Below are 16,097 nucleotides of genomic sequence, written 5' to 3'. Positions count from 1 at the left end.
ATCTGCTATTAGAGCAAAATTATGTTAGAATCTTATAATTTTTTCAAGATCACGAAGTTACGAGACTGCGTTGGTAGGAATAAATTACTCAACAAGAACCCATTCTCCTTTGTCAATTAATGGGATAGCTTGTTTGTATTTTACCTCTTTAGCTTCTCCACTCATAACATGTTTAATCGTCACTTTATCATTACGACCAATTTTTGGTTGTTCTCTAACGATGGTTTCCACCACTTGCGGTTGTTGCTGAGAAGCACCTTCGCCAGCACGTCTACTTTGAGAAGCACGTTCGTCTAAATTTTGAATCTCATCTTTCTGAGTTTCTAATTTTTCTTGCTTACGTACTCTGGCTTCCTGAATCGTATTAGCCGTTTCTTGTGGAATTTCTCCTTTAAATAAAAACGATATCACATCCTTATTCACTTGGTCAATCATCAATTTAAACAACTCAAAAGATTCGAACTTATAGATAAGTAATGGATCTTTCTGCTCGTGTACAGCTAACTGAACCGATTGCTTTAATTCGTCCATTTTACGTAAATGCACTTTCCAAGCATCATCAACAATCGCTAAAGTAATGTTCTTTTCAAAATCATTAATTAACTGTGTTCCTTTGGTTTCGTAGGCTTTTTCTAAATCGGTAACTACTTGTAGGTTTTTAACCCCATCTGTAAACGGAACCACGATACGCTTAAATTTATCGCGTTGGGTGTTGTATACATTTTCTATAACAGGAAACGCTAAATCTGCAGCACGTTGCATTTTTTCTCTGTAATGTTTAAACGCTGCTTTATAAATGATTCCTGCGATATCTTGAGCACTCTTTTTTCCAAAATCGGCTTCAGAAATTGGCGATTCCATAGAGAAGTAACGGATGAGTTCAAACTCAAAGTTCTTATAATCGTTAGCATCTTTATTACTAAAGGCAATACCTTCAGAAGTATCAAAAATCATATTGGCCAAATCTACTCTTAGTCGCTCTCCATGTAATGCATTACGACGACGTTTGTACACCACCTCACGTTGGGCGTTCATGACATCATCATATTCTAACAAACGCTTACGAACTCCGAAGTTATTTTCTTCAACTTTTTTCTGAGCACGTTCAATAGATTTAGAAATCATACCATGTTGAATCACTTCGCCTTCTTTCAAGCCCATTCTATCCATCATCTTAGCAATACGCTCAGAACCAAATAGACGCATCAAATTATCTTCAAGAGACACATAAAACTGTGAACTTCCTGGATCTCCTTGACGGCCAGCTCTACCTCGTAACTGTCTATCTACACGACGCGAATCATGACGTTCGGTACCAACGATGGCCAAACCTCCCGCGGCTTTAACTTCTTCACTTAATTTAATATCCGTACCACGACCAGCCATGTTCGTCGCAATGGTCACTTGACCTGCATTACCAGCTTGTGCAACAATGTCGGCTTCTTTTTTATGTTGTTTCGCGTTTAAGACGTTGTGGTTGATTTTTCTAATGCTCAACATTTTTCCTAATAGTTCTGAAATCTCAACGTTGGTTGTACCAATTAATACTGGTCGTCCTGCGTTAGCTAATTCAGTAACTTCATCAATAACAGCATTGTATTTTTCGCGCTTAGTTTTGTATACTAAATCGTCTCTATCATCTCTGGCGATTGGTCTATTAGTTGGAATTTCAACCACATCTAATTTATAGATTTCCCAAAGTTCTCCAGCTTCTGTAACCGCTGTACCTGTCATACCAGACAGTTTACGATACATTCTAAAATAATTTTGAAGCGTTACCGTGGCGAAGGTTTGCGTTGCCGCTTCAATTTTTACATTTTCCTTAGCTTCAATCGCTTGGTGCAGTCCATCCGAATAACGACGACCATCCATAATACGACCCGTTTGCTCATCGACAATCATAACCTTGTTGTCCATAACCACATATTGGTTATCTTTTTCGAAAAGCGCGTAAGCTTTTAATAATTGGTTTAATGTGTGAATACGTTCGGACTTCACACCAAAGTCTCTAAATAAATCTTCCTTTAAATTGGCTTCTTCTTCAGACGATAAGCCTTGGCTTTCAATCTTAGCGATTTCTGTTCCCATTTCTGGCATCACGAAGAAATCTGGATCGTCCTTACCAGATAAAAATTCTACACCTTTATCGGATAATTCAACTTGATTATTTTTTTCGTCAATTACATAATAGAGTTCTGCATCTACTTTAGGCATTTCTCTATTGTTATCTTGCATATAGAAGTTTTCCGTTTTTTGAAGTAGTTGCTTAATACCTTCTTCACTAAGGTATTTAATTAAAGCTTTATTTTTTGGAATACCTCTATAAGCTCTTAATAATTGAAAACCGCCTTCCTTAGTATCACCTGAAGCAATTAACTTTTTTGCTTCGGCTAAAACACCCACTAAATATTTACGTTGTACTTCTTCAATTTGCTGCACTTTTGGTTTTAAAGCATCAAACTCATGCTCATCTCCTCTCGGCACCGGACCAGAAATAATTAATGGGGTACGTGCATCATCGACTAAAACCGAATCAACCTCATCGACAATAGCATAATGATGCGGACGTTGCACTAAATCGTCTGGCGAATGTGCCATGTTATCACGTAAATAATCGAAACCAAATTCGTTATTAGTTCCGTAAGTAATATCTGCGTTATAGGCTTTACGACGTGCATCAGAGTTTGGTGAGTGGTAATCAATACAATCGATACTCATACCATGAAACTGAAAAATTGGTGCCATCCATGCGCTATCACGTTTTGCTAAGTAGTCGTTAACCGTTACTAAGTGAACCCCTTTGCCTGCCAATGCGTTTAAATACACAGGCAATGTAGCTACTAAGGTTTTACCTTCACCAGTTTGCATCTCTGCAATTTTACCTTGGTGCATGGCCACACCACCAATGAGCTGCACATCATAATGTATCATATCCCAGGTAATTGGTTTACCTGCTGCATCCCAAGAATTAGCCCAAATAGCTTGGTCTCCTTCTAAGGTTACATAATCGTGCTCACCAGAAATTTCACGGTCAAAAGCATTTGCTGTAACAGGGATTTGTGTATTATGAACAAAACGTTTCGCCGTTTCTTTAACCACAGCAAAAGCTTCAGGAAGAATATCGTTTAAAACTCCCTCTGTTACTTCGTAAATGTCATCATCAATTTTATCGACTTCTAGGTAGATATCTTCGCGTTCGTCTATATCTTCGGTGACTTTTGCTTTTTCTAAAAGTTCATCTTTTTTAGTTTGAAGCGGTTTTCTGGCTTCTGCAATGGTAGCTTTAAATTCGGCTGTTTTTGCTCTAAGTTCGTCGTGAGATAGGGCTTCGAGCGCTGCTTCAAACGTTTTTATTTTTGCTACGATGGGTTTAATAGCACTAACATCTTGTTTGGATTTATCTCCAACAAAAACTTTAAGTACTTTATCTAAAAAAGTCATATTGTATGTTTTCTAATCGATTGAATGGTTTCAATCTTATTGTTTGTTTCAGTTAGTTTGAAATTATCGTGCTGATATTGTTGTAATAAATTTCAAATTTAGATGTGTTTTAAATTTTAAAACACCCCTAATGAGCTTCGCTCGGTATTTTCGTTAAAAGAATTCTTTCATCTCAATAATCCTCAAGGGGACAATTTTTCAATTGTAAATTCTATAAATCTGATTCCGTTTTAATTTTAAATTAAAATAGCATCCGAAAATAAAAAAAGTCTCTTAGTTAAGATAACGCAAGAGACTTTTTTATAATAATTTTATATGTTAATATTCATCCTCGTTCCAGAGGTAGTCTTCGTCAGTTGGATAGTCTGGCCAAATTTCTTCAATAGAATCGTAAGAATCTCCTTCATCTTCTATTGCTTGTAAATTTTCAACAACCTCTAAAGGTGCTCCTGTTCTAATTGCGTAGTCAATAAGCTCATCTTTGGTTGCTGGCCAAGGTGCATCACTTAAATAAGATGCTAATTCTAATGTCCAATACATAATTGTGTGTGTAATTTAATTTTTGCAAAAATAATTTTTTAGTTGAACAATCCAAGAAAAAATCAAATTAATTCGTAAACGATACTTATTAATTTATCGGTCTCATCAAACATTTATAATGGTGTATTTTAAATAAATCAACGTACACTCATAAATGTTTTATCATTAATACAAAGAACGTGTAATCTTCAACTTTTATATTCGGATATCGTTTGCCTCTGTTATCCTAATCTGAAAATTTATTCTCGGCAAGATCACTTCGTTTTGCAACGCTTGAATAATAAAAAATTTACCTCTAACGAAGCACAACGATTGATCTCTATGATTCTTTTTTTGGAATCCACTTAATCTCTTCAGCTTGTAACTCATGAGACAACTTCCGTGCCAATACAAAAAGGTAGTCAGATAGTCTATTAATATACATTAACGTTTCGGGTTGAAACGGTTCTAAATCATTAAGATGGGACGCCAAGCGCTCTGCTCTACGGCAAACGGTTCTTGCAATGTGACAGAATGACACGGTTTGATGACCCCCAGGCAATACAAAATGCGTCATTGGTGGAAGACTATCTTCCATAAGATCCATTTCTTTTTCTAATCTTTCAATATCCTCATTAGAAATTTTGGGAATGTTTAATCGTTCTTTTCCGCTTTTTAGGGTGGCCTTTTCTGGATCTGTAGCTAATATGGCACCAACTGTAAATAAACGATCTTGAATGTCCATCAGCGTATTTTTATACAATTGGTCAATCTTTTGATCTCTAATTAGGCCAATATGCGAATTTAATTCGTCAATTGTTCCGTAGCTTTCTATTCTTATATGATATTTAGGGACACGTGTGCCTCCGAAAAGTGCAGTTGTACCTTTGTCTCCTGTTTTTGTATATACTTTCATATTTCAAAGTTAAGCGTTTAGAATGATATGTTGAAAGAGAATTTTTTTCATTCCTTTTGTCTCGCTACAAAACGAATCAGTAAACCATAATCAAAATATGGGAAATTGTTAAAGCACCCTTCGCTATCGAAACTTTATGTTTGAAGCTGCGCTTCACAGTTACTTTTCTTCGCTCTCTAATCTGAAATCTGATGATTTCGACTATGTTAAAATTTGAGACTTGACTATTAACAAAGATTTGTCACTTCATTCAAAATGTTGAATGATTCCAAGTTATACCTGTAAACTACGAACTGCTTAATTGTTAAAGGTGTCACTCTCAATAACACCATCACGAAGGCGGATAACACGTTTGGCGTGTGCTGCGATTTCTTCTTCGTGAGTTACCATAATTACAGTATTTCCTGCGGCATGGATTTCATCGAAAAGCGCCATAATTTCGGTACCTGTTTTAGAATCTAGGTTACCTGTGGGTTCATCAGCAAGAATTATAGAGGGTTTGTTGACTAAGGCTCTACCGACGGCAACACGTTGTCTTTGTCCACCAGAAAGTTGATTGGGTTTATGATCCATTCGATCTGCGAGTCCTACATCAGTTAACACTTGAGATGCACGTTCTTCTCTCGCTTGTTTAGACGCGCCTGCATAAACCATAGGCAAGGCCACATTATCTAAAGCCGTAGTTCTTGGTAATAAATTAAATGTTTGAAACACAAAACCAATTTCGGTATTTCTAATATCTGCGAGATCATCGTCTGACATTTCACTTACATCATTACCATTTAGGTTATAAGAACCAGCCGTTGGTGTATCTAAGCAACCTAATAAATTCATAAGTGTGGATTTGCCTGAGCCAGATGGTCCCATAATAGCGACATATTCACCGCGCTTAATGTCTAAATCAATGCCTTTTAAAACATGAACAATCTCTTGGCCTAATTTAAAATCCCTAATGATATTTCTAATTTCAATGACGTTGTCACTCATATTTAAATGGTCTTGTGGTTGCTTATTATATGCTGCAAGATAATGGATTTCGCAGTAATTTGTTTAATAAGACGTTAAAGTTGAGCGATTGTTACACCCTAATTGTAAAATGTTCTTTTACTTGTTCTTTTCTAAAGAATACAAGACCTAAATAGAAGCAATCTATACTGACTGTTACGGCATTGTGAGATTTTATGTATTCCCAGGCTTCAGTCATGCCTTTTGACCAGTAAATATCGTCGAAAACGAAAACGGTTTCATTATGTGTTTTCGGTAATAAGGTTTCAAAATATTTAATTGTGGCTTCTTTATTATGATGACCGTCGAAGAAAATAAAATCAAAACTATCTTCTTTTAATTTAGGGATCGCTTCAGAAAAATTACTAATAAGAAATTGCACATTTGTAATCTGCATATTGTCTAGTTTAGATTTGGCAAAAGTAGACGTAATTGAACAGCCTTCAATAGTTGTAATTTTAGCTTCAGAATTAGCTAAAGCCAAAGCATAGGTTCCCATGCCTAAAGATGTACCTAATTCTAACGTATTTTTAAAATCAAAATATTTTGCAATCCGATAAAGTAATTTCGAATTCGTTTTAGAACTGCTCGATGTTTTTGCCATTTGGCTCACATTCCGCTGTTTAGTGTCAAATATTTTTGAACCTTCTCCCAAATCCTCCACATTAAGTATAGTGTCAGAATTTAATAAATTAGTTCTGTATTGATCTAGTTTTTGATCCTCATCTAATTTAGATTTGTCATACAAGCATTTGGTGACAAAATTATAGACAAAAGGGGAGTGGACACCATGTTGATTGGTGGATCTGATTAGGAATTTTATATATGATATTATTTGGTACACTGTTGTTTTTTCACGCGAAGCGCAAAGAAAAAGACGTTAGAAAATTAAACATTATGACATTTCACTTTTTTCTATGAATGGAACACTAAACCTTAATTTTCAAGTTTCTCAGACAACTCAAACCATCGCATCTCTTTCTCTTCAATTGTATCAATAATAACTTGTAGCTTTTCAGAGAGTTTAGTAATCTCGTCTTGTGATAAATCAGGGTTAAGGAATTTCGCTTCCATTGCCTTTTTATCAAGTTCTAAGGCCCTAATTTTTGATTCTATATTCTTGTATTCTTTTTGTTCGTTATAATCTAATTTTTTGGCTTCGTTTTGTTTTACCGCTTTAGTATTATCCGTTTTTTCTGCTTGTTCAATTTGTTTTGGTTGGCTATTGTCATAAGCTCTAAAATCTGAATAATTCCCAGGAAAATCGTCAACGACACCTTCGCCTCTAAAAACAAACATGTGATCTACAATTTTATCCATAAAGTAACGATCGTGAGAGACAACTAAAAGTACACCGGGGAAATCCATAAGAAAATCTTCAAGGACGTTTAGTGTTACAATATCTAAATCGTTAGTGGGCTCATCGAGTATGAGTACGTTAGGGTTTTGGATTAGAACGGTACACAAATACAGTCGTTTTTGTTCACCTCCACTTAATTTTTCAACAAAATCCCATTGTTTTTTGCGATTGAATAAAAAACGTTCTAATAATTGCTGTGCACTAATTTGTCGGCCTTTTGCTAATGGTATGTAATCCCCAAATTCTTTAATGACATCAATCACTTTTTGGTTGGGTTTAGCCTTAATTCCGCCTTGTGTGTAATAGCCAATTTTTACGGTTTCGCCAATGACAATTTTTCCTGAATCAGGTTGCAACGTCTGCGTTAACAAATTAAGAAATGTGGATTTACCAGTGCCATTTTTCCCGATGATCCCAATACGTTCGCCTTTTTTAAAAGTATATTCAAAACCGTCTAAAATAGTTTTGTCTTTAAAGGATTTTGACACATTATGAAATTCAATAATTTTGCTCCCTAAACGCTCCATGTTTATCTCCAATTGAATTTGGTGATCGTTTCTGCGTTTATGTGCTTTGCTCTTTATTTCGGAAAAATCATCAATTCTACTTTTAGATTTTGTAGTACGCGCTTTTGGTTGGCGACGCATCCATTCGAGTTCTTTTTTGTAGAGTTGTTTTGCTTTGCCAACTTCGGTGGCTTGGTTTTCAATTCTAGCTTCTTTCTTTTCTAAATAATACGAATAATTTCCTTTGTAGGTAAATAATTCACCTTGGTCTAACTCTATGATTTCATTACAAACACGCTCTAAAAAATAACGGTCGTGCGTTACCATAAATAAAGTCTGTTGTGTTTTAGCGAAATACTCTTCTAGCCATTCAATCATTTCTAAATCGAGATGGTTGGTAGGCTCATCTAAAATTAATATATCTGGCTTGCTTAAAAGGGCTTGCGCTAACGCTAAACGCTTTTTCTGTCCTCCAGAAAGTGTTTTCACCTTTAACGTAAGGTCCTCTAATTTTAATTGCGATAAGGTTTGTTGGTATTGCGTTTCAAATTCCCAAGCATTGTTTCTGTCCATCGCCTCAAACGCTTTTTGGTAGACGTCAGTATCCTCTGGATTCTTTAACGCTTTTTCATAAGCTTCAATAACTTTAATGGTTGGGATGTCTGAGGCAAAAATGGTTTCTTCAAGCGTAAGATTAGCGTCTAAATCGGGTTCTTGATCTAAGAAAGCCAATCGTAATCCGTTTCTAATCACTATTTGACCATTATCTGGAGACTCTTTTCCTGCTAAAATATTTAGTATAGACGTTTTTCCGCTTCCGTTTTTAGCGACAAAAGCAATTTTTTGGTCTTTATGAATACTGAATGATAAATCTTTGAAAAGCACTAGCTCTCCATAAGACTTTGATATGTTTTCGACGTTGAGGTAATTCAAACTTTTTTTTACAAAGAACGGAAATAAACCAAAAAGAATAGTAATAGTTTTGATATTACTATTGATACATTATATTTGTCTTTAAAGATTTGTAATATTTATGAAGCGCATAAAGCTTTTAATTCTCTTATTGAGTTGTGTAATTGTGTCCTCTTGTATTCCCCATAAAGACACGATATATCTTCAGAACAAAGCAGACTCTACAAACGACAGTATTCCAAATAATCTTACGGAAATTCAGAAACCTTATCGGGTTCAAGTTAATGATATATTAAATGTTAGAGTAAAAGCACTCGACCAGGAAACGGTATCTATATTAAATCCAACGGGAGAAGGCAATTTAAATGCCAGTAGTGCAGAGCGTGCTTTTTTTGATGGTTTTACGGTAGATGTGCATGGTAATATTAGAATTCCTACCCTCGGTTACGTTAATGTATTGGGTTTTACAACTGAGGAAATAGAAAAGAAAATTGAAACACAATTGTTAGAAGAGCAATTTAAAGAAACCGCTAATATTTTTGTTTCGGTAAAATTGGCTGGTCTACGCTATACGGCTAATGGCGAGGTTGGATCCCCTGGAAGTCAGGTGTTATTTACAGAACGTGTTAATATTTTTGAAGCCATTGCCAATGTGGGTGAAATACCTGTTACTGGAAATAAGAAGGACGTATTGATTATTCGTCAATATCCACAAGGTCAGAAAATCCATCATCTCGATTTAACAGATATTAGAGTGATGCAATCTCCCTATTATTACATACAGCCTAATGATATTATTTATGTAAAACCATTAGTTCAAAAATCAATAGGTACCGGCACAACTGCCATATCTAGTATTGCTACGATAGCTTCGATTATGTCTTTAATCACCACTGGAATCTTACTTTATTCACGCCTATAATTTACTATGAGAGATTACGATGAGATAGAAGAACAAGAGTCACAAAATATAAGTTTTGACTTTAGAGGTTATCTGTTTAAAGTATTAAACCTTTGGAAATTTGTGCTCGTTTGCGTCGGGGTCGCCATGCTGATAGCCTACTTTATAAACGTTAGAAAGCAGAACGTTTACAAACTAGATTCTTTAATATCGGTCGATAATGATCAAAACCCATTCTTTACTGCAAATACCAGTATATCTTTTAATTGGGGCGGTGCATCTGGAAAAGTAGGGAAGGTGATGACCGCTATAAAAACACGTACGCATAATGAAATAGTCGTCGATTCCCTTCAATATTACATGGAGTATTTGCAAGAAGGCAAGTATCGAAAAATAGATATTTATAAAAAGGCTCCTTTTGAATTTATTATCGATAAATCTAAGGCGCAGGTGTTAAATTACCCTGTTGGTATTCGGTTTTTTAATGCTAACGAATTTGAGGTGTTTACGGCTTTTGAAGGTACAAGTGCATCAGGTCAACAATACAATGATAAATCTAGAACCAGGGTTAAGATGCCGGAAGGACCCTTTACCAAAACCTATAAAAGTGGTGAGGTTATCGATTTGTCATTTCTTCATGGTAAAATCATAATTAAGCCTACTGCAAATATAAAATCAGGAGACGAATACTTTTTGAAGTTTAGTAATTTCGATGGTGTTGTTAATGGTTATAAGTCTAGAATAATTATTGGGTCGTTTGCGTCCTCATCGGCTTCTATTTTAAGATTGCAACTTGCTGGAAATAACAAAGACAAAATCGTTGATTTTCTTAATACAACTTCCGTAATTTTAAGTAAAACAGAATTAGAACGCAAAAATTTATATGCCACAAATACCATAAAGTTTATTGATAGTAGTTTGGCGGCTGTCAACGTAGATCTCAAAGATTTTACGGATGAAATGAATGACTTTAGACGGGATAACAAGGTGTTTAATGTGAGCACGGAAATATCTCAAATTTCAGAAGAGTTGCGTCAATTTGAATTAGCAAAGCAAGAAGAAGAGTCAAAATTAGAATATTTAAACAATCTTGAAGTTTATTTAAATACCAAAACAGATTATACAAATATAGCCGCACCGACTAGTGTTGGTATTGATGAAGGAAATATATTAAGTGGTGTTTCTAAAATTGTTTCGTTAGCTGCAGAACGTCAAAATCTAGAGTATACTACAAAAGAAAGTTCTGGACTTTTTAAAGAAATAGATCGTCGCATCGATTCTGAAAAAAATGTATTGCTTGAAACTATAGACGCTACAAAAGAAACCATTGGTGTAAGGATAGGAACGTTACATCGGAATATTGCGAATTTAGAAGCGAAATTGAGTGGTTTACCTGAGGATGAACAACAATTTTTAAAGATTCAACGGAAATTAGACATCAGTCAAGATGCCTATAATATTTATATGGCTAAACGCAGTGAAGCCGCTATTGTAAAAGCTGCAAATATTTCGGACATCACCATTATTGATGAGGCTAAAGATATAGGGGGAGGCTTAATAGGGCCTAATAAAACCCTGAATTATATGATGGCGTTAATGATGGGATTCTTTACTCCTATGCTGTTGATATTTTTCTTGTACTTGTTAGATAATACCATACACGGCTCTGATGAGATCACAAGAATGTCTAAAATTCCTATTCTAGGTTTAGTCGGGAAATACCGTTATAAAAATAACTTAGTCGCTTTCGAAAAACCGAAGTCAGCAGTGGCGGAATCGTTTAGAGCCATTAGATCGAGTTTACAATTTATATTTAAAAAGCAGTTAACGGAGAGCAAGGCCAATACCTTGATGGTGACCTCTTCCGTTAGTGGTGAAGGAAAAACATTTACGTCTATTAATATTGCGACTGTTTATGCCCTTTCTGGAAAAAAGACGATGTTATTAGGTCTAGATTTACGGAAACCAAAAATCTTTGATGATTTTAACATGACCAATGATAAAGGTGTCGTCAATTATTTGATTGGTGATGGCACTTTGGACGAAATAACGACGCATACACATATTGACAACTTAGATGTTATTCCTTCGGGGCCTATTCCTCCTAATCCTTCTGAATTATTAATGAGTGGTAATTTAAAAACACTGATCCATACTCTAAAACAAGAGTATGACATGATTGTTTTAGATACGCCACCTTTAGGCTTGGTAACAGATGCTTTAGAGTTGGTGCAATATACAGATGCCACCATTTTTATGTTGCGATTGGACTATACGAAAAAAGGCATGCTACAGTTGGTTAATGCTAAATACCGTACAGGTGAATTAAAAAATGTGAGTTTTGTGCTTAACTTTTATAAGCACAAGAACAATCACAATTATGGTTACGGCTATGGGTATGGTTATGGTTACGGCTATGGTGTTTATGGGAATTCTTATCATGAAAAAGATAAGCCATCACTATTTAAACGATTTAAAAATTTCTTAAGAAGAATATAACCTGTTTTAATCCTTTATTTTGATTACCAAAACCCAACTTCAGGTTAAACGTGTATTTGATGTGGTTTTAGTTGTAGCGTTACTCCCACTTTTAACCATACCGGTGCTGTTATTAATTATTATAGCTTCATTTGATACGCAACAATTCGGGGTATTTTCACAATATCGTGTAGGTCAACATGCTAAGCTCTTCAGAATCTATAAAATTAGAACGTTAAAAGGCAGTAATCATCAACTGGGTCGAATTGAATATAGTGCTACTAGACTAGGCAAATACTTAAGACGTTCTAAACTCGACGAATTTCCTCAACTATTTAATGTGCTTGTAGGCGATATGAGTTTTGTAGGGCCTAGACCGGACTTGCAGGGATTTGCGGATACATTAGAATCAGACGATAGAATTATTTTAGTCGTTAAACCAGGTATTACTGGTCCTGCTACATTAAAATACAGAGATGAAGAGCGTATTTTAAAACAACAATCAGATCCAAATGCCTACAATAGAACGGTTATTTGGGCTGATAAAGTGAAAATCAATAAAAAGTACGTTCAAAATTATAGTTTTTACTTAGATTTGACACTTATTTTAAAATCCATTTTAAACAAATGACACAATCAGAAGATAAAATTGCAATTATAGGATTAGGTTATGTCGGCTTACCTCTTGCTGTAGAATTCGCAAAGCAATTCTTTGTAGTTGGTTTCGATATTAATAAACAACGTATCACCGAATTAAATACGGGTTTAGATAAAACACTTGAGGTTGATAATGACCATTTAAAATCTGTTTTAACAACGGATTTAAATGCAGACAAGGGCTTATATATTACAGATAATATTGAGGTTTTAGAGACTACGAACATTTACATTATTACCGTACCAACACCAACGGATGCCTTAAACAAGCCTGTATTTACTCCTTTAATTAAGGCTAGTGAAACGGTAGGAAAAACCATGTCTAAAAACGATATTGTAATTTATGAATCTACAGTCTATCCTGGAGCCACTGAAGATATATGTGTTCCTATTTTAGCAGACGTCTCTGGACTAACCTATAATACAGATTTTTTTGCAGGGTATTCGCCAGAACGTATTAATCCGGGTGACAAGGAGCATACGGTAACAAAAATTTTGAAGGTAACGTCGGGTTCAACACCTGAAATTGCCCAAAAAGTTAATGATTTATATCTCAAAGTGATTACCGCTGGTACCCATTTAGCACCTTCCATTAAGGTTGCTGAAGCCGCTAAAGTTATTGAAAATTCTCAGCGTGATATTAATATCGCATTTGTAAATGAATTGTCTAAGATATTCAGATTATTGGATATTGATACTAAGGACGTTTTAGAAGCTGCAGGCACTAAGTGGAATTTCTTAAAATTCTCACCAGGTTTAGTCGGTGGTCATTGTATAGGAGTGGACCCTTATTACTTAGCTCAAAAAGCTATAGAATCTGGTTATAATCCTGAAATTATTTTAGCAGGTCGTAAGATGAATGATAGTATGGGAAGTTATGTGGCTACCGAGACGGTTAAAATGATGATTAAAAAAGGAGCGACCATCAAAGATTCGAAGGCTTTAGTTTTAGGCATCACGTTTAAAGAAAATTGTCCTGATATTAGAAATTCTCGTGTTATTGATATTATTGAAGAATTAGAAACTTATCACGTTAATGTAGATGTGTATGATCCCTGGGCTTCAAAAGAAGAAGTTAAGAACGAGTACAATCTCGATTTAATAAGCGATTTTGAAGTTTTAAGTTCAGATTACGATGCAGTCATATTAGCCGTTTCTCATAACGAGTTTTTAAAATTAGATATTACAAAATTAAAATCACAAACAGGTGTTGTATTTGACGTGAAGTCCTTACTTCCTATAGACACCGTAGACGCCAGATTATAATGTATTCAAACCCATATCACACGACCGACCTATCTCAATTAAGTTTTTTAATCACGGGAGGTGGAGGCTTCATTGGCTCAAATTTAACGGAATATTTATTAAAATATAAGGCGAAAAAAGTAAGGGTATTGGATAATTTTTCCAATGGTCATCTTGAAAACTTAACTGAATTCATGGATAATCCCGCTTTCGAATTGATTGAAGGTGATATTAGAGATTTAGAGACGTGTAAAAAAGCAATGGATGGGATAGATTATGTATCTCACCAAGCTGCTTTAGGTTCTGTGCCACGTTCTATTAATGATCCGGCAACGACCAATGAAGTTAATATCTCTGGGTTTTTAAATATGATGATTGCTTTAAAAGATAGTCCAACCGTAAAACGTATGGTTTATGCGGCTTCTAGTTCAACTTACGGAGATAGTAAAGCCTTACCAAAGGTAGAAGAGACTATAGGGAAGCCATTATCTCCTTATGCTGTAACAAAATATGTCAATGAATTGTATGCCGATGTTTTTGGTACTACTTATAATACGGATGTTATTGGCTTACGTTATTTTAATGTTTTTGGACCAAAACAAAGCCCCGATGGTGCTTATGCAGCAGTTATTCCTTTATTTATGCAAGCCTTAAAAGATGATGCCTCTCCTAATATTAATGGAGATGGTGAGCAGACTAGGGATTTTACATTTATCGATAATGTAATACAAGCTAATGTCAAAGGCTTTTTTGCTTCTGAAGCGGCTAAGAATGAGGTTTTTAATGTGGCCTGTGGTGAGCGTATTACTATTAATTATTTATGGGAGTCGCTGCGACTTGCTGCTGACTCTGATTTAAAAGCGACTTATGGTCCTAACAGGCAAGGAGATGTGAGGGATTCTTTGGCTGATATATCAAAAGGAGAAAAGCTTCTAGGCTATAAACCTCAATATACGGTTCGGGAAGGCTTGGGGATTACTTGGGATAGTTTTGCTTGAACACCCATTTCTTTGCCTTCGTTCCACTATAGCAAATTCATACCTCCCTTTGAAAAAAAGAGGGGAGCTGGATGGGGTTGTACTAATGAGCTTTGGTTTTTAGAATTTTACTTTTTGGGTTATTTATGCTTTTAAAATAAAGGTGGCGGTTTGTGCTGTGACGTGCAGTTTAATTTATAATTCTTTACCCTGCCGAAGTAAGTTGAGACGGTGGGTTTTGATTTATATAACAAAAAAAGCTGTCTTTATAGACAGCTTTTCGATTTGTGCATGTGTGTTTACAATACCTCTATTAACTGAAGTGCATTGAATGCACCATTATTTAAAGGGTATTGAACATTGTTTACCTCTTGAAAGAATGCGACTTTTAAGAAATACATTTGATTTCCAGTGCCGGTTGGTGCCGCTGGAGGTGTTAACGTAACCGATGTTGTTGTACCATTAATGGGTAGGTTTTCGGTAGGACTAATTTGCAAATCCTTTTCACCTGTTTCAAAATCTAAATTTAGAAATCCAGTATTGAAACTCACGTGGGTAGCGCCTCCTGGTTTTCCTAAATCGTGATTGGGGGTTAGGTCAACGATGTTCACCTCACCAGTTACCGAATCTAAAGTGAAATCGGATAATAACACGGCACTCATTTGCGCATTGTTATTAAAGTCAAAATTTTTTAAATGGGCTTTGCCTTCTGGCGTTGCCAATCCGACCGCAACTTGCCTTTGCCCACGAACCGAGGTAAGGTCTTCATTTTTAACATAACTCATGGTCTGACCTAAGCGTGAAGTTACACGGTTATCCTTGGCATCTGCCACTAAGTTTAGAATGGCACGGCGCAAAAGTTTCCCACTTTTTGCACAGTGACCGAATTCTGTACCATTTTCTCGGGTTCTTGCAAATGCAGGATCGTTTTTAATACGGTTAGCACTTACGCCTCCTTTGGTTCTTACTAAGTACCCGTCTTTGCCCTTATAAAAGGTAAGATCGTCTAGGGTTCCTTCGATCTTGATTAAGCTTCTTAATTTAGCCATACGACTTGGGTTTTTAAAATATTAATAAAAATTTTTATAAATAGTTCATATTAAACTTCAGTTTTCACGGGCGCCTAAGTGTTTTAGAAGTTTGCATATCCACTATTGATACGGTAAATTTAGTGAGGTAA

The 16,097-nt window shown here is 35.5% G+C and carries 12 protein-coding genes; 5 read left to right on the top strand and 7 right to left on the bottom strand.

What is annotated here, in order from left to right; all coding sequences use genetic code 11:
- Positions 1-84 precede the first annotated feature (84 nt).
- The 6 genes from secA to QMA06_RS06935 form a co-directional block, all read right to left on the bottom strand.
- Positions 85-3,441, bottom strand: coding sequence for a preprotein translocase subunit SecA (secA, locus tag QMA06_RS06960; protein WP_290206147.1), 3,357 nt, complete (start codon positions 3,439-3,441; stop codon positions 85-87).
- A 318-nt stretch (positions 3,442-3,759) separates the two neighbouring features.
- The gene (locus QMA06_RS06955; protein WP_008272287.1) at positions 3,760-3,981 is read right to left on the bottom strand and encodes a DUF2795 domain-containing protein; all 222 of its coding nucleotides are present in this window, start codon (positions 3,979-3,981) and stop codon (positions 3,760-3,762) included.
- Positions 3,982-4,300: 319 nt separating this feature from the next.
- On the bottom strand, positions 4,301-4,876 hold the full coding sequence (locus QMA06_RS06950) for a cob(I)yrinic acid a,c-diamide adenosyltransferase (RefSeq protein WP_290206145.1): 576 nt from the start codon (positions 4,874-4,876) through the stop codon (positions 4,301-4,303).
- Positions 4,877-5,173: 297 nt separating this feature from the next.
- Positions 5,174-5,863, bottom strand: coding sequence for an ABC transporter ATP-binding protein (locus QMA06_RS06945; RefSeq protein ID WP_290206144.1), 690 nt, complete (start codon positions 5,861-5,863; stop codon positions 5,174-5,176).
- Between the two features lie 91 nt (positions 5,864-5,954).
- On the bottom strand, positions 5,955-6,725 hold the full coding sequence (locus QMA06_RS06940) for an O-methyltransferase (protein ID WP_290206143.1): 771 nt from the start codon (positions 6,723-6,725) through the stop codon (positions 5,955-5,957).
- A gap of 92 nt (positions 6,726-6,817) precedes the next feature.
- The gene (locus QMA06_RS06935) at positions 6,818-8,680 is read right to left on the bottom strand and encodes an ABC-F family ATP-binding cassette domain-containing protein (protein ID WP_290206142.1); all 1,863 of its coding nucleotides are present in this window, start codon (positions 8,678-8,680) and stop codon (positions 6,818-6,820) included.
- Between the two features lie 100 nt (positions 8,681-8,780).
- Between QMA06_RS06935 and QMA06_RS06930 the strand changes: the two genes are divergently transcribed.
- From QMA06_RS06930 to QMA06_RS06910, 5 genes are read left to right on the top strand one after another with little or no spacing between them, the layout of a single operon-like run.
- Positions 8,781-9,581 (top strand): polysaccharide biosynthesis/export family protein, encoded by an 801-nt coding sequence (locus QMA06_RS06930; protein WP_290206141.1) that lies wholly within the window; start codon positions 8,781-8,783, stop codon positions 9,579-9,581.
- 6 nt (positions 9,582-9,587) lie between these two features.
- A complete protein-coding gene (locus QMA06_RS06925; protein ID WP_290206140.1) occupies positions 9,588-12,059 on the top strand; it encodes a polysaccharide biosynthesis tyrosine autokinase in 2,472 nt (823 codons plus the stop codon).
- Positions 12,060-12,078: 19 nt separating this feature from the next.
- On the top strand, positions 12,079-12,669 hold the full coding sequence (locus QMA06_RS06920; RefSeq protein WP_290206139.1) for a sugar transferase: 591 nt from the start codon (positions 12,079-12,081) through the stop codon (positions 12,667-12,669).
- Positions 12,666-13,961 (top strand): nucleotide sugar dehydrogenase, encoded by a 1,296-nt coding sequence (locus tag QMA06_RS06915; RefSeq protein WP_290206138.1) that lies wholly within the window; start codon positions 12,666-12,668, stop codon positions 13,959-13,961. Before QMA06_RS06920 ends, QMA06_RS06915 begins: the two co-directional genes overlap by 4 nt.
- The gene (locus tag QMA06_RS06910) at positions 13,961-14,938 is read left to right on the top strand and encodes an SDR family oxidoreductase (protein WP_290206137.1); all 978 of its coding nucleotides are present in this window, start codon (positions 13,961-13,963) and stop codon (positions 14,936-14,938) included. Before QMA06_RS06915 ends, QMA06_RS06910 begins: the two co-directional genes overlap by 1 nt.
- A gap of 278 nt (positions 14,939-15,216) precedes the next feature.
- Here the strand turns inward: QMA06_RS06910 and QMA06_RS06905 are convergent, their stop codons facing one another.
- Positions 15,217-15,966, bottom strand: coding sequence for a hypothetical protein (locus QMA06_RS06905; protein ID WP_290206136.1), 750 nt, complete (start codon positions 15,964-15,966; stop codon positions 15,217-15,219).
- Positions 15,967-16,097 lie beyond the last annotated feature (131 nt).

It is taken from the genome of Winogradskyella bathintestinalis (assembly GCF_030407435.1).
In the GTDB taxonomy this organism is placed as follows: Bacteria; Bacteroidota; Bacteroidia; order Flavobacteriales; family Flavobacteriaceae; genus Winogradskyella; species Winogradskyella bathintestinalis.
This window is presented reverse-complemented; position numbering and strand designations above follow the sequence as displayed.

Excerpts from the sequence above, each read along its gene's own strand:
- secA (WP_290206147.1), bottom strand. The coding sequence starts at position 3,441 with ATGACTTTTTTAGATAAAGTACTTAAAGTTTTTGTTGGAGATAAATCC.
- QMA06_RS06955 (WP_008272287.1), bottom strand. The coding sequence starts at position 3,981 with ATGTATTGGACATTAGAATTAGCATCTTATTTAAGTGATGCACCTTGG.
- QMA06_RS06950 (WP_290206145.1), bottom strand. The coding sequence starts at position 4,876 with ATGAAAGTATATACAAAAACAGGAGACAAAGGTACAACTGCACTTTTC.
- QMA06_RS06945 (WP_290206144.1), bottom strand. The coding sequence starts at position 5,863 with ATGAGTGACAACGTCATTGAAATTAGAAATATCATTAGGGATTTTAAA.
- QMA06_RS06930 (WP_290206141.1), top strand. The coding sequence starts at position 8,781 with ATGAAGCGCATAAAGCTTTTAATTCTCTTATTGAGTTGTGTAATTGTG.
- QMA06_RS06925 (WP_290206140.1), top strand. The coding sequence starts at position 9,588 with ATGAGAGATTACGATGAGATAGAAGAACAAGAGTCACAAAATATAAGT.
- QMA06_RS06915 (WP_290206138.1), top strand. The coding sequence starts at position 12,666 with ATGACACAATCAGAAGATAAAATTGCAATTATAGGATTAGGTTATGTC.
- QMA06_RS06910 (WP_290206137.1), top strand. The coding sequence starts at position 13,961 with ATGTATTCAAACCCATATCACACGACCGACCTATCTCAATTAAGTTTT.
- QMA06_RS06905 (WP_290206136.1), bottom strand. The coding sequence starts at position 15,966 with ATGGCTAAATTAAGAAGCTTAATCAAGATCGAAGGAACCCTAGACGAT.